The sequence below is a fragment of the Pseudomonas haemolytica genome (genome assembly GCF_009659625.1).
Classification (GTDB): domain Bacteria; phylum Pseudomonadota; class Gammaproteobacteria; order Pseudomonadales; family Pseudomonadaceae; genus Aquipseudomonas; species Aquipseudomonas haemolytica.
The window spans coordinates 895,330-913,918 of sequence record NZ_VOIW01000001.1; the positions used below are offsets into that span (position 1 = coordinate 895,330).

Here is an 18,589-nt window from a genome sequence, read left to right on the forward strand (position 1 = left end):
GTGCAGTTCAAAATGTGGGAGGGGGCAAGCCCCCTCCCACATTTGAATCTCCAACATGTCCAAGACTTAGGTCAGGCGTTGGGTTTTACAGCCTTTTCAGCCGCGATCTCGGCCTTGGTCTTCAAGTTCTTCAACTCTTCCCCAGCTCGCTCGATCTTCGTGCGCACGCTGTTCATTTCCTGGCGGCCTTGTTCCAGCTTGTCCTTGAGCGAACTGTGCCCGGTAAAGCCACGGGCCAGTGCCACGCCGCCAATCGCCACCTGGATCAAGCCGAAAATTCCGCCGCGGCGCAGGCCTTTGCCAACCATCATCACACCACCGGCCACGGAACCGATGCGTTCCCAGCCGTGAACGTTTTGGGTCGGTTGAGTCTTCAAGGGCGTCGCTTCGATGATGGGTCGCAAGGTTTTGCTGTCGCTCATGATCTGTCTCCAACAAGGGCAAGTGTTACTAGCTGACTGCGCGCAGGTGCCGGATGTTCCCGGAAAATCAGTACTTGGGGCCCGAACGGGTGTTGTTGCCCTTGGCCAGGCGGTCGTAGAGCACCACGTTGACCGTGGCCGCCAGGTTCATGCAGCCGGTGGTGGGGATGTACACCACGTCTTCGCACCAGTCGCGGATCTCTTTGTCCAGGGAGCCGTCTTCGGGGCCGAAGATATACAGCGCGCGGTCGGGGTGGGTGTATTCCGGCAGGGGCCGGGCGCCTTCCACCAATTCCACGGCAACCGGGATGCAGCCCAGGGGCAGGATCTTTTTCAGGTCGTCGATACCGATCAGCGGAATGTCGTGATGGACCTTCTTGGTGTCGGTAATGAAATCCCGGGCGCGCTCGTAACGCACGCCGGTGTAGAACACCGAGGCCACGCCGTAGCAGCCGGCGGCACGCATCACCGAGCCGACGTTTTCGGGGGATTTGGGGTTATACAGACCGATGCAGCTGTAGCGTTTATTGCCCACGGGAGTGCCTTTAAAAGGGCAGCAGTATAGCGGCAAGCTTCAAGCTGCAAGTAAAAGCGGTATGGCTTTTTCTTGTAGCTTGCTGCTTGAAACTTGAAGCTGCGTAATTCAGCTGTCTTTCTTCATCAACCCCGCCAACGCCGCAAACGGGTTGTGCGTAGCCTTGGCAATGCTCGGGCTGCTGGTGGAGCCTTCGCCGAAGTACTGCTGGTCGGTGTAGCGCGAGTGTTCGTTGTCATGGCAATACAGGCACAGCAACTCCCAGTTGGAGCCGTCCTGGGGGTTGTCATCATGATTGTGGTTGCGGTGGTGTACGGTCAGTTCGCTCAGGCGCTTGCCGGCGAACTCACGGGCGCAGCGGCCGCACACGTGGGGGTACATCTTCAAGGCTTTGTCGCGGTAGCCCATTTCCCGGTCGCGCTGGGCATCGGCGAGGATACGGTCGAGCTTGGCGGTGTGGGAGGGCGGGTTGGTCGAGCTCATCATGGCTCCTGGCTATTTGGTGGTTCACGGATAAGGTGGATTCTAGCCGCTTGCGCGGTAAATGACCGCTAGGATTGCTGCACTGACTGATAAGGATTTTAAATACATGCGTCTGCATTCATGGACTATCGGGCTTGTGCTCTGTGTTGTCACCGCGCAGGCCCAGGCGTTTTCGACGCCACAACCTGGGCAGGTGATCGAGGTTGCCCTGGAACAATTGCACCCTACCCAGGCCGTGGTGGGCTTCGACCAGATCTACTACAGCCTGGGGCTGTTCGCCGATAAGCCCGCCAAGGCTTTCGACGAATACTGCGAAACCAACGGCCAGGGTGAGGCCGACCAGGTGCCCAAGAACGCCGAGCTGCTGCGGCCTGCCACCTTCACCTGCAAGCACCCGGTCGGCACTTATCCCGAGGAGATGAAGACCGTGGTGGTCGGCCCCGGCGGCCAGCTTTACCTGACCGATGGTCATCACAGTTTCACCACCCTGTGGGAAACACCCGGCGCCGGCCCGCGTTTGAAAATGTGGGTCAAGGTCACCGACGATTTCAGCAGCAGCCCGAACCTCGCCGCCTTCTGGCAGCGCATGGAGGCCGCCCGCAAAGTCTGGCTCAAGGACAACCAGGGCCAGACCCTGCCACCGGAGCAACTGCCGGCGCACCTGGGCTTCAAGAGCCTGCAGGACGATACCTTCCGCAGCCTGGTGTATTTCACCCGCAAGGCCGCCTATGGCAAGCCGACCGAGGGTGCGATTGCACCGGAATTCCTGGAGTTCTATTGGGGAAACTGGCTGCGCACGCAGATCGACCTGGGTGCTTTCAACCTGAACAAGAAGGGGGGCTATAAGGATGCCATCGAGGCCGTGGCCAAGCGTATGGTCGGCCTGGCGCCGGGGTCACAGGTTGGCGATAGCGGTTTCACTGCCAGGCAACTGGGCGGTATGACTCAGCTGGATCGTAATGAGCTGGAAAAGACCCTCGATAAAAAAGTGCCGTACGTGATCGATTACCGCAAATCCAGAGACTGAAGCAGTACCAAATGTGGGAGGGAGCAAGCCCCCTCCCACATTTGACCTGCGGCGCCTGGTCTGGCGTGACTCAGCTCTTGACCTTCTCGGCAATCCAGATGGTATGCCGAGTGCCCTTGTTGCCATGGGCAAACACCTGGACTTCCTCGGCCTTGAAGCCGGCCTTGCGCAGTTTGTCGCTGAACAGTTTATCGGCACTGGCAGACCACACGGCCAATACGCCCTTGGGCCGCAGGGCCTTGGCGCAGGCTGCCAGGCCACCGGCGGAGTACAGCCAGCTGTTGGCCTTTTGCGTAAGACCCTCGGGGCCGTTGTCGACGTCGAGCATGATCGCGTCGAAGCCCTGTGGCTCGGCCTGCAGCACCTTGGCCACGTCTTCCTGGCGGATCACCGTGCGCGGGTCCAGCAGCGGGCGTCCGGACTTTTCTCCCAGCGGCCCACGGTTCCATTCCACAACGCCGGGTACCAATTCCGCCACCACCACTTCGGCGCTTTTGCCCAGATGCTTGAGCGCCGCGGCCAAGGTAAAACCCATGCCCAAGCCGCCGATCAGTACGCGTGAACCCGGGCGACCTGCCACCTTGCGGCAGGGAATTTCCGCCAGGGCGTCTTCGGAGCCGTGCATGCGTGTGTTCATCAACTGGCCGCCGTCACCGCCCTGGATCTTGATGACGAAATCCTCGCCGTACTCGAACAGGCACAAGGCACCGCCGTTGTCGGGGATCGGAGTGGTGTCCAGCAGAACGAAACGTTTCATGGAAATCTCATTGGGAAGGGCATTCTTGCGCGGTTGGGAGTAGCCTTACGACATTCCGGTCAGGCCATGGAGCCATCGATGAAGTGCAGCATTCTAACGGTCATTGTGTTGAGCGCGCTCGCATTGGGTACGGCGCAGGCTCAGGAGTTGCAAACCGTACCGGTCGCGCCAGCACCCACTCCCGGCGCGCCGGGCACTCCGACCCCGACGTTGTACCCCCAAGTCAGCCCGCCAACCACGCCGAAGACAAACGGCTCACCGCTGTTGGCGCCCATCGTGTTGCCGACACCGCCCAAGGACCAGACAGTCCCTGGCCTGCAGCAGAACGACAGCAAGCCGAAGACACCCGGCGGTTAACACTGTCGATTCAGCAACTGCCCGTGCGCAGTGGGTTAGAGCAAGCCGAGCGCCTTGAACACAAACGCGTATTCGAGCGCTACGTCACGTAATCCCTGGTAACGACCGCTCATGCCGCCATGGCCGGCACCCAGCTCAGTCTTGAGCAGCAGCAGGTTATCGGAGGTTGAGGTGTCACGCAGCTTCGCCACCCACTTGGCTGCTTCCCAGTACTGCACGCGGCTGTCGTTGTAGCCGGCAATCACCAGCATGGCCGGGTAGGCCTGGGCGCTGACGTTTTCGTACGGCGCGTAGGCCTTGATGCGCGCATACACCTCCGGCTCCTCGGGGTTGCCCCATTCGTCGTACTCGGTGATGGTCAGGGGCAGTTCCGGGTCGAGCATGGTGTTGAGCACATCGACGAACGGCACTTCGGCAATCGCCGCCTGGAACAATTCCGGGCGCTGGTTGAGCACGGCGCCGATCAACAGGCCGCCGGCACTGCCGCCGCTGATCGCCAGTTGCTTGGAGGTGGTCAGGCCTTGGGCGATCAGGTGTTCGGCGCAGGCGATAAAGTCGCTGAAGGTGTTCTGCTTGTGTTCCTGCTTGCCGTTGCGGTACCAGGCTTCGCCCAACTCACCGCCGCCGCGCACATGGGCGATGGCAAACGCTACCCCACGGTCCAGCAAGCTCAAGCGTGCGTGGGAGAACCACGGGTCGAGGCTCTGGCCGTAGGCACCGTAGCCATACAGGTACAGCGGCGTCGGCTGGCCGAGCTGGTTACGCTTGACCACCAGGCTGATGGGCACCTGGGTGCCATCGGCGGAGGTGGCCCACAGGCGTTGGCTGACGTAGTCATCGGCGTTGAATGTGCCGAGTACCGGGGTTTCCTTGAGCACGACTTGGGCGCCGCTCGCCAGTTCGAGCTGACGTACCTGGGCCGGGCGGTTCAAGGCTTCATAGCGCAGGCGGATCTTGTCGCTGGGAAACTCCAGGCTGTTTTGTACGTAGAGGCTGTAGGCAGCGTCAGGCAATTCCACGCGATAGGCTGGCACGTTCTCGGGGTGCACCTCGATGACCGGCAGGCCGCCGATGCGCAGGCTCAACGTCATGGCGCTGGCATTGAGGCTTACGCCGTCGAGCATGACCTCGTCGCTGTGGGGGATCAGGTTCTGCCAGTCGGCTTCGGTGGGCGTCGTGCCGGTGTCGGTGGCGACGTACAGCGCGTAGTTGATCCCATCGCGGTTGCTGCGAATAAACCAGGTCCACTCGCCATTACGCTTGCCATGGTCGACATCGTATTCATGGTCTTCGACCCGCGCCGCCAGGCAGGTAAAGGCCAGGTGCGGCTGCTCGGCGTCCAGCGCCCAGATTTCGCTGGTGGTCTTGCTGCCCAGGGCCAGCAGCACTTGGCGCTCGGAGCTTGAGCGGTAGCAATGCAGGAAGAAACGGCCGTCGGGCTCGTGGAACACTTCCTGCGCCGCCGTGCCATCCAGGCGATAGCGATACAGCTTGTGCGGGCGATGGGTGTCGTCCAGCTCACCGAAGAACAGGGTCAGGCTGTCATTGGCCCAGGTCATGCTGCCGTCGCAGTTCTCGAATGCCAGTTCGCTGACCTTGCCGGTGGCCAATTCCTTCACGAACAGGGTGTAGATCTCTTCGCCGCTGGTGTCGAGGCTGTAGGCCAGGCGCTGATGGTCGGGGCTGATGCTGAACGCACCCAGAGAGAAAAAGCCGCCATTGGCCAATACGTTCGGGTCCAGCAGCAGTTCTTCGCTGCTGTCGTCCACCTGGTTACTGTCATCGGCCGAGCGTCGGCAGCGGTAGTGGCGTGCGTATTCGTCACCGGCGGTGGTGCGCGTGTAGTACAGGTACGGGCCCCAAGGGGAGGGCAGGGACAGATCGGTTTCGAGGATGCGGCCCTTGATCTCTTCGAACAGGGTCTCGCGCAGCGCCTGCTGATCGGCCAATTGGGCTTCCTGCCAGGCATTTTCGGCCTTGAGGTAGTCGAGCACCTCAGGGGTGTCCCGCGCTTGCAGCCAGGCGTACGGGTCTTGGCCTGGGGCCTTGCGGGCAATCGGGGCGGTCGATGACGTCATGGATCACTCTCTGTCTGGCGGAAGGTGGCAGGCATTGCAGCCGCGACACGCAAAAGCCGTTATCATAGCCGCCTGTTTGCCTACCTTGCCATGGACACCATGACCGAGAACGACTATCTGACCGCTTGGGGCCTTTACGCCTTCGCCGCTTTGGGCTGCCTGTTGGTGTGGTGGCGCATGACCCGATGGATCTGGCGCTGGCTGCGCGAGCCGCTGCAATTGCTGATGGCAGTGCTGTTGCTGAGCCCGACCATCGTCGACCCGGTCAAGACCCAATTTGCGCCGGCCGTGGCGATTACCGCCCTGGACCTGGTGCTCAAGGTCGGCAACAACGCCTGGCGGGCGATTTCCGATCTGTTCATGTACACCATGATCGTGTTTGCCCTGTACATCGTGTTTGTGCTGATCCGCTGGCCCATCGAGCGTGCCGCCAACGCCCGCCGTGAGCGCAAGGCCGCTGCGGATGCTGCCTTGGCCGCCGAGCCGGACGATGATGAGCCGTTCCGTCGCCCTGCGCCTGTCAGCGGTATGCGGGTCGAACCGCGCCTTTAACGTTGTCCGCCCTGCAGCGAGAGCCCTGGCATGTGTGAATTATTGGGCATGAGTGCCAACGTCCCCACCGATATCGTGTTCAGCTTTACCGGGCTGATGCAGCGCGGCGGGCGCACCGGCCCACACCGCGACGGTTGGGGCATCGCCTTCTACGAAGGCCGTGGCCTGCGCCTGTTCCAGGACCCGGCCGCGAGCAGCGAGTCGGAAGTCGCGTTACTGGTACAGCGTTATCCCATCAAGAGTGAAGTGGTAATCGGCCATATCCGCCAGGCTAACGTCGGCAAGGTGAGCCTGGCCAATACCCATCCGTTCGTGCGCGAGCTGTGGGGCCGTAACTGGTGTTTTGCCCACAACGGCCAACTGGCGGACTTCAACCCACGCGCCACGTTCTACCGCCCGGTGGGCGATACCGACAGCGAAGCGGCCTTCTGCGACCTGCTCAACCGTGTGCGTGAAGCCTTCCCCGAGCCGGTGGATATCGAGCAAGTGCTGCCGGACCTGATCGCCGCCTGCGCCGAATACCGCAGCAAAGGTGTGTTCAACTGCCTGCTCAGCGACGGTGACTGGCTGTTCTGCTACTGCTCGACCAAACTGGCGCAGATTACCCGGCGTGCACCCTTTGGCCCGGCGCGCTTAAAAGATGTCGACGTGATTGTCGATTTTCAGGCCGAAACCACCCCCAATGATGTGGTGACGGTGATCGCCACCGAGCCCTTGACCGACAACGAAAACTGGACCCGCTACGAACCGGGCCAATGGAGCCTGTGGCGACGCGGTGAATGCGTCAGCCAGGGCGTTACCGAGTAAGGATATCGACCATGTTACTTAGCTATCTGCGGTTGGTGCTGTTTGCCATTGGCTTGTTGGTCGGCGTGCAAGTGCCGGGGTTTGTCAACGACTACGCCAAGCGCGTCGAGGCCCACCTGATCGAGGCCCAGACAGGCCTGCGCGGCTTTGAATCCACGGCGCAGCAGTTCTTCAACGGTGACTTGCAGGCGCTGGTCGCCCACTACCGCGCCAGTGACGATCCGGTATTCCAGAGCGACGCCAGCAGCCTGGGCGCAATGCTTGACCGCCAGGTGGCATTGGACAAGCAATTCCAGGCCATGCAAGGCCCTTGGTACATCCGCGTCCTGCAAGTGGCGGTGGCCGCCGACCCGGATATCCGCCTGGAGACCTGGAATGGCTACAGCTACCAGATTTTGCTGACACCGGAGGCCATGGGCTGGGGCCTGGGCGGGGCGATGCTGCTGTCGTTCGGCATCGAATGCCTGTTCCGCCTGATCGACTGGGTGGTGTTGGGCGGCAGACGCTTGCGCCAGAGCCGGCCGATTGAAGAGCGCGACCTTAAAGGTCTCTAACGCCCACATTTGGATTGTGTTTCTTCAAAGGCTCAGCAGCATCCGTTCTTCGCCGACTTCTTCGGCATACCTGGCCACCACCTTCTGGCACAACCCGACAATCTCCTCCACCAACTCCACCCCCACGCGCCACGACACCACCACTTGCAAGTTCGGCAGGCGCTGCGCCATTGGCAGCATCACCAACTCTCCCCGCGCCAGTTCTTCGCTGACCAGCACCGGCGGCAGCGCGCCAATGCCGAAGCCGTCGCGCAGCAACCGGGTGATCGCCGACACCGAGTTCACACAGTTCATCCGTGGCGCGGCCACGCCGTTGGCCTGCATCAGGCTGATCACGTCCTGATGGGGGTGGGAGTTTTTCGAGTAGGTGATGATGCGCTCCTGGGCCAGCTCAGCGAGGGAGGCGTAGTCGCGGTTATAGATCGATTGGCTGGCGACGATCCAGGCCATGGGGTGGCTGGCCAGTTCCAGGCTGCGTACGGTTTCCAGGCGCAGCAGGTCGGTTTGCAGGATCAGGTCGAGGAAGCCTTTTTGCAGTTGATCGCTGAGGTTCAGCGCGGTATCGGCGACCAACTCGATTTCCACCAGAGGGAAATGGTCCATCAATTCGGCGACCAGCGGGCTTAGCCATGTATGGATCACCGTGTCCATCGCGCCGATCCGAATGCGCCCGACCTTGCTGCTGGTGGTCTCCAGGGACTGCTTCAAGCCCTGCATGGTCACCATCATCTGTTCGGCATAATCGAGCACCTTCAAGCCTTCCGGGGTCAGGCTTACGCCACGGGAGTCACGCAGGAACAGCTTCACCCCCAACTCGCTTTCCAGCACCGCGATGCGGCTGGAGATCGAGGCCTGGGTGGTGAACAGCTTCTCGGCGGTCAGGCGAAAGCTCTTGAGCTTGGCCACCCAGACGAAGGTTTCGAGGAACTTCAAATTCATGGGATCAACTTTTCTTATGCATGGATCGGTTTTTATTAGTTGGACGTCGCACCGGGCAAGCGCCAAAAATCGAGCTGTTCCACGATAAGCGTCGTAGGGGTGCCAGGACAAGTTGCGAGTTCTGTGTAATAAATCCCACACTACAAAAAAACAAAGCCTACAGGAGCGACCACCGTGAGCCGCCTGCTTTTGAACTGTGACATCGGCGAAAGCTTTGGTAACTGGACCATGGGTCTGGACGCCGAAGTCATGCCGTTCATTGATTGCGCCAACGTGGCCTGCGGCTTCCATGCCGGCGACCCCAGTATCATGCGCAAGACCGTCAGCCTGGCGTTCAAACATGGCGTGCAAGTGGGCGCCCACCCGGCCTACCAGGATCTGCAGGGCTTCGGTCGGCGTTCCATGCACTACACGCCGCAGGAAATCCAGGACCTGTTGCACTACCAGATCGGCGCGTTGGAAGGCATCTGTCGTGCTCAGGGCGGTCGCGTCAGGTACGTGAAGCCCCACGGTGCGATGTACAACGACATGATGGCCAACCCCGCGCAGTTGCGTGCGGTGATCCAGGCTGTGGCGGCCTATGGCGACCTGCCGCTGATGTTGCTGGCCACCCGCGACAACAGCGCGGCCCAGGCATTGGGCGACGAATACGGCGTGACCCTGTGGTTCGAAGCCTTCGCCGACCGTGCCTATGACACCAAGGGCCATCTGGTTTCCCGCCAGTTGCCGGGTGCGGTGCACCACGACTGCGAGACTATCGTCCAGCAGGCACTGACCATTTCCCGTGGCGAGCCGCTGGTCGCCAGTGACGGCAGCGCGCTGGTGTTGCAGGCCAATACCTTATGCGTGCATGGCGACAATGCCAGTTCGGTCGCCGCGGTGCAGCGTATTCGCCAAGCGCTGAAGACAGCATGAAGCCACGGATCGAAGTGGTGGCCATCGACTGCCTGATGGTGCGTCTGTTTGACGTGATTGCCGAAGCCAACATGCCGTGGATGCTCGCCGCCACCCAGCGCCTGCGCAGCGGGTTCGGCGCAGCGTTAGTGGACATGGTGCCGTCCTATACCACCTTGATGGTGCATTACGATCTCACTGCGTTGACCCCGGCCCAGGCCCGGGAATTGATCGATCACGCCCTAACTGACCTGCAGCCCCAGGCCCAGGGCAGTGGCCAGTGCCATGTGCTGCCGGTGTGGTACGACCTGAGTGTCGGCCCGGAATTGGCCTTGCTGTCCCAGCGTAGCGGGCTGGCTGTGGAGGAAGTGATCCGTCGCCACAGCGCCCACCCATACCAGGTTTTCGCTCTCGGCTTTGCCCCGGGCTTTGCCTTTATGGGGCTGGTGGACGAAGCCCTCGTCACGCCGCGCCTCAACACGCCGCGCAAACGCGTGGCGGCCGGCAGCGTCGGCATTGCCGAGCGGCAAACCGCTGCTTACCCGGTGGTGTCCCCGGGCGGCTGGAACCTGATCGGCCGCACCCCAGCCAAACTGTTCGACCGTGAGCGCGACGGCTACAGCCTGATGCAGCCCGGCGATACGGTGCGCTTCGAGCCGGTTGGCCACGCCGAATTTATCAACCTGGATGGTGATGACACGCCGTTGGAGGCGCAGGCATGAGCCGCTTGACCATCGAGGCCAGCACGCCGCTGTGCCTGTTGCAGGACGCCGGGCGTTTTGGCGTGCGCCACCTCGGCGTGACCCAGGGCGGCGCGTTGGATTGGGTGTCAATGTCCTGGGCCAACTGGCTGCTGGGCAATGCCCTGGATGCGCCGGTAGTGGAAATCACCCTGGGCGGCTTTACTGTGCTGGCCGAGGACTATTGCCTGTTGGCCTTGGCCGGTGCGGACCTGGGTGCGTATATCGATGAGCGCGCCATCAGCCCCGGGCGCAGTTTTATCCTGCAAAAGGGCCAGCGCCTGCGCTTTACCCAACCGTTCAGTGGTGCACGGGCTTATCTGGCCGCGCCTGGCGGGTTTGACGCGCCGGCGGTGCTCGGCAGTTGTGCCACGGTGGTGCGTGAAGAGTTGGGCGGCGTAGACGGTTTCGGCAAGGCATTGGCTGAAGGCGAGCGGTTGGCCTATTCCGGCACGGGCGGCGCGATGAAAGTGCTGGCTGACCCGGATTTGCAATCTGCTGCACCGCTGGACGTGATCATCGGTGCGCAGATCGGCCAGTTCAGCGGGCAGAGTTTATTCGACGCCTTCAACACCGAGTGGGCTCTGGACAGTCGCGCTGATCGCATGGGCATGCGCTTACTGGGCACGCCGTTGCAGTACCAGGGGCCGTCGTTGATTTCGGAAGGCATTCCGTTGGGCGCAATCCAGGTGCCGCCGGACGGGCAGCCGATTGTGTTGCTCAATGACCGGCAGACCATCGGTGGTTATCCACGTTTGGGTGCGTTGACGCCGTTGGCGCTGGCGCGCCTGGCGCAGTGTTTGCCGGGGGAGAAAGTCAGATTTGCGCCGGTGGTGCAAGAGACGGCGCATCGGCAGCACATCGAGTTTTTGCAGCGGTTTGCCGATCGCTAAAAAGCATGGCAGGCAAGCCCGCTCCCACAGAGGAATGCATTCCAACTTTGAAATGCAGTCAAAATGTGTGAGCTGGCTTGCCTGCGATGAGGCCGGCCAGGACACCGCCTATTTCGAGAGAAAGCGCATGCCTTCTTCCAACCCGCGCAACGTCAGCGGATACATCTGATCCTCTACCAGCTCGCGCACAATCCCCGTCGAGGCCGTATAGCCCCAGGTATCTTTCGGGTAGGGGTTAATCCAGATCAGCTTCTTGTACTTGGCCATGAAGCGCTGCATCCACACATAGCCAGGCTCTTCGTTCCAATGCTCGACGCTGCCGCCGGCCTGGGTGATTTCGTAGGGTGCCATGGCCGCATCGCCGATAAAAATCACTTTGTAGTCGGCGCCGTATTTGTGCAGCAGGTCCTGGGTGGAGGTGCGTTCCGAGGTGCGACGCTGGTTGTTCTTCCACACCGACTCGTACACGAAGTTATGGAAGTAGAAATACTCCAGGTGCTTGAACTCGGTCTTGCACGCTGAGAACAGCTCTTCGCAGATCTTCACATGGGCGTCCATCGAGCCGCCGATATCGAACAGCAACAACAACTTGATGGTGTTGCGGCGCTCGGGGCGCATCTGGATATTCAGCAACCCGGCATCGCGGGCGGTGTGGTCGATGGTGCCGTCGATATCCAGCTCTTCGGCCGCACCCTGGCGCGCGAACTTGCGTAGCCGGCGCAGGGCGATCTTGATGTTGCGCGTGCCCAGTTCCACCTGGTCGTCGAGATTCTTGTACTCGCGCTGGTCCCAGACTTTCACTGCCTTGCCCTGGCGCTTACCGGCATCACCCACACGGATGCCTTCCGGGTTGTAGCCGCCGGAACCAAATGGGCTGGTGCCACCGGTGCCGATCCACTTGTTGCCGCCGGCATGACGTTCTTTCTGTTCTTCCAGGCGTTTCTTGAATTCCTCGATCAACTTGTCGAGGCCGCCGAGGGATTGGATCTGCGCACGTTCTTCATCGCTGAGGGAGCGTTCGAATTCCTTGCGCAACCAGTCTTCGGGGATCAGCGCCTGCAAGTGGTCGTCGAGCTTTTCCAGGCCGTTGAAATAGGCACCGAAGGCGCGGTCGAACTTGTCGAAATGCCGCTCGTCCTTGACCAGAATCGCCCTGGCCAAGTAGTAGAACTCGTCCATGTCGGCGAAGGTCACGCGCTGTTTCAACGCATTGATCAGGTCGAGCAGTTCGCGCACCGACACCGGCACCTTGGCTGCACGCATTTCATTGAACAGGTTGAGCAACATTATCGATTACCGCGACGGCTCATGAATGCCAGACGTTCCAGCAGTTGCACGTCTTGCTCGTTCTTCACCAAGGCCCCGGCCAACGGTGGGATGGCCTTGGTCGGGTCGCGTTCGCGCAACACCGCTTCGCCGATATTGTCGGCCATCAGCAGCTTGAGCCAGTCGACCAACTCGGAGGTGGAAGGTTTTTTCTTCAGGCCCGGCACTTTGCGCACGTCGAAGAATACATCCAGCGCTTCGCTGACCAGGTCCTTCTTGATGTCCGGGTAGTGCACATCCACGATTTTTTGCAGGGTAGGGCGGTCGGGGAAGGCGATGTAGTGGAAGAAGCAGCGACGCAGGAACGCGTCCGGCAGCTCTTTTTCGTTGTTGGAGGTAATGATGATGATCGGGCGTTTCTTGGCCTTGATGGTCTCGTCGATTTCGTAGACGTAGAACTCCATCTTGTCGAGCTCTTGCAACAGGTCGTTGGGGAACTCGATGTCGGCCTTGTCGATTTCATCGATCAGCAGGATGACCCGCTCTTCGGACTCGAAGGCTTCCCAGAGCTTGCCCTTTTTCAGGTAGTTGCGCACATCGTGGACCTTGTCCACACCCAGCTGCGAGTCGCGCAAGCGGCTGACCGCATCGTACTCGTACAGGCCCTGATGCGCCTTGGTGGTGGACTTGATGTGCCAGGTGATCAGCCGGGCGCCGAAGGATTCGGCCAGTTGCTCGGCGAGCATGGTCTTGCCGGTGCCCGGTTCGCCCTTGACCAGCAGCGGCCGCTCCAGGGTGATGGCGGCGTTGACGGCCAGTTTCAGGTCATCGGTAGCCACATAGGCCTGGGTGCCTTCGAACTTCATCGGTCATTCCTCGAATTCATCAATGTCCGGACTATACCGCGCAGCCCCGGCGACTGTGAACGCAGACGGGTTATTCAGTCTCTGACTCCCCGGTACACTTCTGACTGCCAATCTTGGTGCGGAGCCAGTAGAATCAACGCTTCCAGCCGAGGTGGGCCGGGACACATAGCTGCGCATTCAGCCGCTCTATGGTCCACCAGCCACCGGCACGCGACTGTGCCACATGCCCCGGAGCCGTCATGTCATACCTCACCCGCCGTGAAGGGCGTTACCACTACCGCCGCCGCTTCCCGCTACCAGTTGCTGAACTGCTGGGCCGCGCTGAATACCGCAAAGCCCTAGGCACCGCCGACCGCGCAGAAGCTCTGCGCCTTGCCCGGCAGGTGTCAGTAGAGTTTGACCGCATCTGTAGCGAAGCCCTGGCGCCTGTGGCTAACGATCCAGCCGAGCGCAGAGCGTCGGTCCCGGTTGATCCCCGCGCCGTCCTGGCAAGCTTACAGGCCGTGGTCGAGCGGGTAACACTTCGTGCGGTTGCAGACATGGCGCCAGGGGCGAAGCTGGTGACGCGGAGCTGGCAGACCGAACTGGATTGGCAGAAGCGGGCGTACTCGATGGCCGCGCAGGGGATGCCACCACCAGGGATGGAGGCTGTTCACCCACTCGAATCTATGGCCGCTGTTAGAGCGCTGGAAGCCTTGGAACGTGGCGAGCCGCCAACCCTGGGCACTATCATTCCTGGCCCGGTGGAAGCGCCTGTGGAGCCGGTCAGCCAGCAGGGCGATAGACGTTCAGCCCAGCAGTTCGCGGAAGCCCTGGACGGCTATTGTGAGCGAGTCAGCGCTGGCCGGGTGGGCATCATGCGCAAACTCTGCAATGACGTTCTAAGCTGGCCGAGCACCCCGGCGCAGCAGGTGCAACGGATCATGGCCTACGCCGAGGGCAAGCTAGCTGGCGGTGGCAAAGCTTCGTCGGTCCACACCCAGGCAGCGGGGATGATAACGATTCTACGACAGGTGCCAGGATGGGAAGGGATCAGCCTACCGAAGCAGGGCGCGGTAGCCAGGGCCATCCGTGCGGGTGGTGCGCTCCAGAAGAACGCCCGCGACCCGATGCCGTTAGCCGTGGTGGCGCAGGTGCAGGCTGCCCTGGACGCCCGTGGTGATGCGGTAGACGCGGCAGCAATGCATCTGCTTGTCCGATACGGTGTGCGGCCCCTGGAGCTGTTGAGCGAAGGCCCAGCGGCGTTGACTATGCGGGAAGACATCGTGGGTAACAGGGAGCAGGTATTCCAGGCTGGCCTATCTGGTGCCAAGAACGCTGCCAGTCGTAGGGATTTGCCTGTGGCTGCGGAGGACGTTCCGCTGTTCAAACTAGTGCTATCAGGCTTTGGTGACGGCAGCACAGCGGACAGAGGGCGACAGCGCGTTACACGGTTGAGTCGTGCTGTGAGCGCAGCCCTGCTCAAGATACCGGGCATCACGGGACAGGTCAGTCTGTACAGCGCACGGCACACGGCAGCGGATTTGCTCAGGGCGGCAGGTGCGAGCGATGCGGAGGTGGGCGGTATCCTCGGCCATACCCAGTCTGGGAATAAGCACACCGGCGTCTATGGCGGAACGGCTCCTCTCACACGGCAGCGGGAACTGCTGGCTAGAGTCCGCGAACTGCTCGACAAGCAAAATACCCTGCAAGCCGTTTAGGCAAGCAGGGTTGGTTTTAGTACGTGGTAACAGCAGACTTGCCGAAGTCACGCAGACGGCGTTCCGCAACAGTCATCCCGCCATTCTCCACGGTGCCGGTAAAGGCGTGGTCTACGCCACCCAGGCGAACGTCGATCTTCGATTGCAGCGCTGCCAGGGCTTTGCCATCAGCAGCCACCAGGGCAGTGTGCGGCAGCAGGCCCGATGCGTTTGATTGGACCGCCTCGCGGTAGACCACGACGCCTTCAGCATTGGCACCCAGGACGACGGAGCCGAAGCGCAGCCCAGCTTCCTGCATTGACGCGCCTTCGATAGCATCCGGGAAGTAGCTGTACAAGGCCATTGCGGCAGCCAGCTCAACGTCGCCTAAGTCTAGGGACAAGGCGTCGATCTTGGCAGCTTTGAGGACCATCAGACCACGGCCTGCTGCCATTACCGGGACGCCAGCTTGGGCCGATGCGTTCAGCTTCTCGCGAACGTGCAGGTCGATACCCAGCGCCGCCATAGTCTTGTTCGGAGCAGTGGCAGCCTCGGCCATCACGTCAGCGCCAACCATCTTTGCCACACTCAGGACGGCGGTGATGTCAGAGAACCATTCGGCCACCTTGGCCGACAGTGCCTCGGTGTTTGCGTTGGCGGCGCGGGTGTAGCGCGTCACTGTGTCGAGGTGCTGGTTACGATCTTGCTCAAAGGCGAAGAGGATTGGCAGGTCTGCGAATGCAAAGCCTCGATTGGACAGAGTGGTCATCACGCCCATCAGCTCATGCTCAACATCGTCGCGGCTGGTCTTCTTGGAGTCAGCACGTTCGTCAGAGGTGAATAGCTCCGTCATGGTGGTGATGCCCTTGCGAAGCTCTTGTAGGTTAGCCGGGGCAGTTGGGTACTGGGTGGCTGGGACTTCGACCAGATGAAGCGGGACAGCAGCCTGGAGCGCATCGAACAATGCGATGGCGTTAGCGGATTTGCGGGCAGCAGCGAATTTACGAGTCATGGAATTTCTCTCTATATAGAAGGGGATTGTTTGGTGCCGGTTGGCTAAGGGATTTTGATGCCGCCGCTGGTTGCGGCTACGTCCGACTCAGTGCGGAAGTTGAGGAAGCCGGAAGCCGGTGTGCTGTCCAGGGACTGCATTGAGGCGCTGGTGGCTAGCGCGGCCAGTCGGCCCAGTCGGGCGTCGTCCGTGGCCTTCGCGGCCTTCGCCTGCATGTCGGCATAAATGCGGTCGACGTTGAGCTGTGAGGTGCTGCGGTCGTCGATCACAAGCCGTACTCCGCCAACAGGTCGGCCTTGGTCGGGGCAGCAATAGGACGGGCCGCACGCTCGGCGGTCTTGGCATGGAAGCCAGCTACCAGCTCGGCGGTCTCTTTGTCCTTGTCGTCGTCATCGACGTGGCGCATCGTCTCCAGCAGTTTCAGCAGCGAGACGTTGGCGCTTACCTGGGCAGCATCGACAGGCACGTCGTTCTCGGCGCACCACTCCAACTTCTTGCGGGACGCGGCCAGTGTTTCAGCCAGCAGCGCCAGCCCCTCGGCGTGGACATCCAGGGGCTTACGTTTACGGCGACGGCGGGTTGTCTCGGTATTTTGTTCAGTCATAACAATTTCTCAATTTCATTAAGTTCGCGGATCGTCGCGGCCCAGGTGTCAGGGCATGCAACCTCGAATCGGTTGATATGTGGGGCGCCAACCAACGGTGCCGCTGCAAGTCCGGCAGTCAGGAAATAATTCATCACGGTGTAGGTTTGGGCGGGCGCCCCAACGCGGATGCGCTTATGCACACTGCCGACAGTGACGGGTTCCCCAGCCGCTAACATCGACCGGATAACGTGCATACAGCGGATTCTATGGAGAGGTGGTCGGCCTCGTTGCTTGAACAAGCCGACATGTTTTTCGTTACGTGAGTAGTGCTTCACGGATGATTCCTTCGTGCAGGGTTGATCCGCCAGCTAGTGCCGGAAGGTCAAGGTTCATTCGGATAAGTGCCGCCGATTTGGGCCGGGAGTGCAGCGTTAATCAGTCCCGCAAACGGCCACGGGCGTTGCGCCCTGTGAGGTCTTGTGAGGCTCTCTCAGCCACGTTCAACCCTCGCCGCTGGCCTAGGGTGGTGGCGTCTCGGTAACGCCTATCATCGCGTAAAGCCAGCCGTTGGCCTGCCGCCCCGCCATCACCGCCATTAGCCAGGGCGACGGCAGCACGGTACATTTCCCCGGGCTCAGCATCCAGGGCGCGGCGGGGTTCGTGGTCGTCGGTGTTGTGTTGCGCGGATGGTGGCAACTCGCAGGCGTCCAGTAGTTCGTTGAGTGTCAGGTTCATGGGAGGTTTCTCCGGGCAGCGCGAAGCCGCCCTGCATGGCAAGTGGCGAAGGGTTTTATTAGGTTCGGCTCAGTAGCAAGTCGACGGTGTTGCTGTTCCGCTCGCAGCGAGCAACCACTGGGTCACTGCTGTAACCGGGGATAGCGATTGCTTTAATCTCGTTTACGACAGACAAGTACGGCATATCCGGATACTGGTCACGGTATGCAGCTGCGGCATCTTCGACCGCCTCGTATACGGCCTGGGCAGCGGCGAGCATTGCGCGGTTACTTGCAACGGGATCGCTTGCATCCATCCAGCCAGGAATGAACAGTGCTACATCACCAGCGGCTTTGGCCTTGCGTCGTACATCGGCGCGAAGTTGGCGGTGTTGTTTCTCATCCATGTTCAAATTGAACTCCCCATCTACGCAAGTGAGACCGAACGCTGCGCCCAAGGTCTCTTTGTACTCGTGGTACTTGACGCCCAACGGGCGGATGGCAAGCGCTAGGATTGCATCCACGGCTTGTACTCGGGTCATGGTCGGCTCCGTGTTGAATTCGGTCAGGTCGAACTCACTTGTAGTGGCGCTCATGTCGAGCGTGGTTGGTGGTCGCATCTTGCTCAGGTCGTTTACCCGGCGACGGGATAGGCCAAGTTGGGTGGCGATCTGCCGTTGGCTGTGCAGTGCCAGCAAGCCGTGAACTGCGATGAGGTCGTGTAACTGGTTCACCAAAGCCTGGATATGCGCAGGTAGGGTGGGAGCGGTCGTCGCCTGAGCGGTCGTCGCGTTGTTCATTATTTACTCACTTATGGGCGTGCCAGTGCCGGGCCACCTTGGGCCAGCAGGTTGGCGAAGTGCCCGTATTCATTGGGTTGGACCAATTGCCGCGCATATATATAGGGACTGGCCCATGCTGTTGATTGGCTGTTTCGGTTTGCGAGTGCAAGGTCAGCGACGACGCTTCAACGCAGCCTTTGCAATGTGGTCATCCAGCATCAGCTTGAGGGTCCGTTCGGCTGCTACCGCCTCGCGCTGCTCAGCAGGCCCCAGGGGAGGCAAGCCGACCATTGCGCGGTTGGTGCCCAATAGATAGCTGGTGATGTGCTCAGCGTTCGGCACAGGGAGCCACACGAGGTGCGCCTCATAATGCAGATCGACCAATGCCCGGTGGACGCTGGTACGGTTCAACGTGGTGTTGTGTTTGAGGATCGCACCGATGGTTACTGGTCCTTGGTGTCGATGATTGAGCTGTTGTAACGCCAGGACCACCAGCGCTTTAGTGCGCGGGAATCTGCCCTTTAATGCGTGGTAACGGACTGATTTGTACTGTCGGACGTACCGACTGCCGTCCGCCTGGACAGGCTGGATCGGGCTTGGGAATGCAAGGCGCATAGATCACCAAAGCTATTTTGAAGGGGAATGTG

Annotated in this window: 23 protein-coding genes; 9 read left to right on the top strand and 14 right to left on the bottom strand. The window is 61.0% G+C overall.

Translation table 11 applies throughout. The features are described 5' to 3' along the window. Positions 1-71: 71 nt before the first annotated feature. From FRT59_RS04155 to FRT59_RS04165, 3 genes are all read right to left on the bottom strand, one after another. Complete coding sequence (locus FRT59_RS04155; protein WP_153870466.1) at positions 72-422, bottom strand: YgaP family membrane protein; 351 nt, start codon at positions 420-422, stop codon at positions 72-74. A gap of 67 nt (positions 423-489) precedes the next feature. Continuing rightward, positions 490-957 carry an RNA methyltransferase gene (locus tag FRT59_RS04160; protein WP_003189607.1) on the bottom strand — a complete coding sequence of 156 codons (468 nt, stop codon included), beginning with the start codon at positions 955-957 and terminating at the stop codon, positions 490-492. A 108-nt stretch (positions 958-1,065) separates the two neighbouring features. Next, positions 1,066-1,440, bottom strand: a complete 375-nt coding sequence (locus FRT59_RS04165; RefSeq protein ID WP_034118663.1) for a YajD family HNH nuclease — start codon at positions 1,438-1,440, stop codon at positions 1,066-1,068. A gap of 106 nt (positions 1,441-1,546) precedes the next feature. Here FRT59_RS04165 and FRT59_RS04170 point away from each other — a divergent pair, with 106 nt between their 5' ends. Continuing rightward, complete coding sequence (locus FRT59_RS04170; protein WP_153870468.1) at positions 1,547-2,467, top strand: ParB/Srx family N-terminal domain-containing protein; 921 nt, start codon at positions 1,547-1,549, stop codon at positions 2,465-2,467. Positions 2,468-2,537: 70 nt separating this feature from the next. Here the strand turns inward: FRT59_RS04170 and FRT59_RS04175 are convergent, their stop codons facing one another. Next, positions 2,538-3,224, bottom strand: coding sequence for a spermidine synthase (locus FRT59_RS04175; RefSeq protein WP_034118665.1), 687 nt, complete (start codon positions 3,222-3,224; stop codon positions 2,538-2,540). A 78-nt stretch (positions 3,225-3,302) separates the two neighbouring features. On the opposite strand from FRT59_RS04175, the gene FRT59_RS04180 reads away from it, so the two are divergent. After that, on the top strand, positions 3,303-3,581 hold the full coding sequence (locus FRT59_RS04180) for a hypothetical protein (RefSeq protein ID WP_153870469.1): 279 nt from the start codon (positions 3,303-3,305) through the stop codon (positions 3,579-3,581). A 35-nt stretch (positions 3,582-3,616) separates the two neighbouring features. On the opposite strand, the gene FRT59_RS04185 is transcribed toward FRT59_RS04180, so the two are convergent. Further along, positions 3,617-5,659 (bottom strand): S9 family peptidase, encoded by a 2,043-nt coding sequence (locus FRT59_RS04185; protein ID WP_153870470.1) that lies wholly within the window; start codon positions 5,657-5,659, stop codon positions 3,617-3,619. Positions 5,660-5,683: 24 nt separating this feature from the next. On the opposite strand from FRT59_RS04185, the gene FRT59_RS04190 reads away from it, so the two are divergent. From FRT59_RS04190 to FRT59_RS04200, 3 genes are read left to right on the top strand one after another with little or no spacing between them, the layout of a single operon-like run. Beyond that, entirely contained in the window at positions 5,684-6,211 is a 528-nt protein-coding gene (locus tag FRT59_RS04190) for an MFS transporter (RefSeq protein WP_162524822.1), read from the top strand. A gap of 30 nt (positions 6,212-6,241) precedes the next feature. After that, the gene (locus FRT59_RS04195; protein WP_003189615.1) at positions 6,242-7,018 is read left to right on the top strand and encodes a class II glutamine amidotransferase; all 777 of its coding nucleotides are present in this window, start codon (positions 6,242-6,244) and stop codon (positions 7,016-7,018) included. A gap of 11 nt (positions 7,019-7,029) precedes the next feature. Continuing rightward, on the top strand, positions 7,030-7,572 hold the full coding sequence (locus FRT59_RS04200; protein WP_153837738.1) for a DUF2937 family protein: 543 nt from the start codon (positions 7,030-7,032) through the stop codon (positions 7,570-7,572). Between the two features lie 24 nt (positions 7,573-7,596). On the opposite strand, the gene FRT59_RS04205 is transcribed toward FRT59_RS04200, so the two are convergent. Then, on the bottom strand, positions 7,597-8,511 hold the full coding sequence (locus tag FRT59_RS04205; RefSeq protein ID WP_034118670.1) for a LysR family transcriptional regulator: 915 nt from the start codon (positions 8,509-8,511) through the stop codon (positions 7,597-7,599). Positions 8,512-8,685: 174 nt separating this feature from the next. On the opposite strand from FRT59_RS04205, the gene FRT59_RS04210 reads away from it, so the two are divergent. From FRT59_RS04210 to FRT59_RS04220, 3 genes are read left to right on the top strand one after another with little or no spacing between them, the layout of a single operon-like run. Continuing rightward, on the top strand, positions 8,686-9,426 hold the full coding sequence (locus tag FRT59_RS04210; protein ID WP_198809586.1) for a 5-oxoprolinase subunit PxpA: 741 nt from the start codon (positions 8,686-8,688) through the stop codon (positions 9,424-9,426). Continuing rightward, positions 9,423-10,127, top strand: a complete 705-nt coding sequence (locus FRT59_RS04215; RefSeq protein ID WP_153870471.1) for a 5-oxoprolinase subunit B family protein — start codon at positions 9,423-9,425, stop codon at positions 10,125-10,127. The genes FRT59_RS04210 and FRT59_RS04215 overlap by 4 nt, the downstream gene beginning before the upstream one ends. Continuing rightward, complete coding sequence (locus tag FRT59_RS04220) at positions 10,124-11,038, top strand: 5-oxoprolinase subunit C family protein (protein ID WP_153870472.1); 915 nt, start codon at positions 10,124-10,126, stop codon at positions 11,036-11,038. Before FRT59_RS04215 ends, FRT59_RS04220 begins: the two co-directional genes overlap by 4 nt. A 108-nt stretch (positions 11,039-11,146) precedes the next feature. On the opposite strand, the gene FRT59_RS04225 is transcribed toward FRT59_RS04220, so the two are convergent. Both FRT59_RS04225 and FRT59_RS04230 read right to left on the bottom strand, forming a co-directional pair. Then, positions 11,147-12,325, bottom strand: coding sequence for a vWA domain-containing protein (locus FRT59_RS04225; protein WP_153870473.1), 1,179 nt, complete (start codon positions 12,323-12,325; stop codon positions 11,147-11,149). After that, positions 12,325-13,170, bottom strand: a complete 846-nt coding sequence (locus FRT59_RS04230) for an AAA family ATPase (RefSeq protein WP_034118675.1) — start codon at positions 13,168-13,170, stop codon at positions 12,325-12,327. The genes FRT59_RS04225 and FRT59_RS04230 overlap by 1 nt, the downstream gene beginning before the upstream one ends. A gap of 239 nt (positions 13,171-13,409) precedes the next feature. Between FRT59_RS04230 and FRT59_RS04235 the strand changes: the two genes are divergently transcribed. After that, a complete protein-coding gene (locus tag FRT59_RS04235) occupies positions 13,410-14,870 on the top strand; it encodes a DUF6538 domain-containing protein (protein WP_153870474.1) in 1,461 nt (486 codons plus the stop codon). 16 nt (positions 14,871-14,886) lie between these two features. Here FRT59_RS04235 and FRT59_RS04240 read toward each other — a convergent pair whose 3' ends face one another. From FRT59_RS04240 to FRT59_RS04265, 6 genes are all read right to left on the bottom strand, one after another. Further along, positions 14,887-15,702, bottom strand: a complete 816-nt coding sequence (locus FRT59_RS04240; RefSeq protein ID WP_153870475.1) for a hypothetical protein — start codon at positions 15,700-15,702, stop codon at positions 14,887-14,889. Positions 15,703-15,905: 203 nt separating this feature from the next. Next, positions 15,906-16,130: a hypothetical protein gene (locus tag FRT59_RS04245; protein WP_069868725.1), complete on the bottom strand. Its 225-nt coding sequence runs from the start codon at positions 16,128-16,130 to the stop codon at positions 15,906-15,908. After that, the gene (locus FRT59_RS04250) at positions 16,127-16,465 is read right to left on the bottom strand and encodes a hypothetical protein (RefSeq protein WP_153870476.1); all 339 of its coding nucleotides are present in this window, start codon (positions 16,463-16,465) and stop codon (positions 16,127-16,129) included. Before FRT59_RS04250 ends, FRT59_RS04245 begins: the two co-directional genes overlap by 4 nt. 417 nt (positions 16,466-16,882) lie before the next feature. Then, entirely contained in the window at positions 16,883-17,182 is a 300-nt protein-coding gene (locus FRT59_RS04255; RefSeq protein ID WP_153870477.1) for a hypothetical protein, read from the bottom strand. A 58-nt stretch (positions 17,183-17,240) separates the two neighbouring features. Further along, positions 17,241-17,960 carry a hypothetical protein gene (locus FRT59_RS04260; protein ID WP_153870478.1) on the bottom strand — a complete coding sequence of 240 codons (720 nt, stop codon included), beginning with the start codon at positions 17,958-17,960 and terminating at the stop codon, positions 17,241-17,243. A gap of 153 nt (positions 17,961-18,113) precedes the next feature. Further along, positions 18,114-18,557, bottom strand: a complete 444-nt coding sequence (locus tag FRT59_RS04265; protein ID WP_153870479.1) for a hypothetical protein — start codon at positions 18,555-18,557, stop codon at positions 18,114-18,116. Positions 18,558-18,589: the final 32 nt, after the last annotated feature.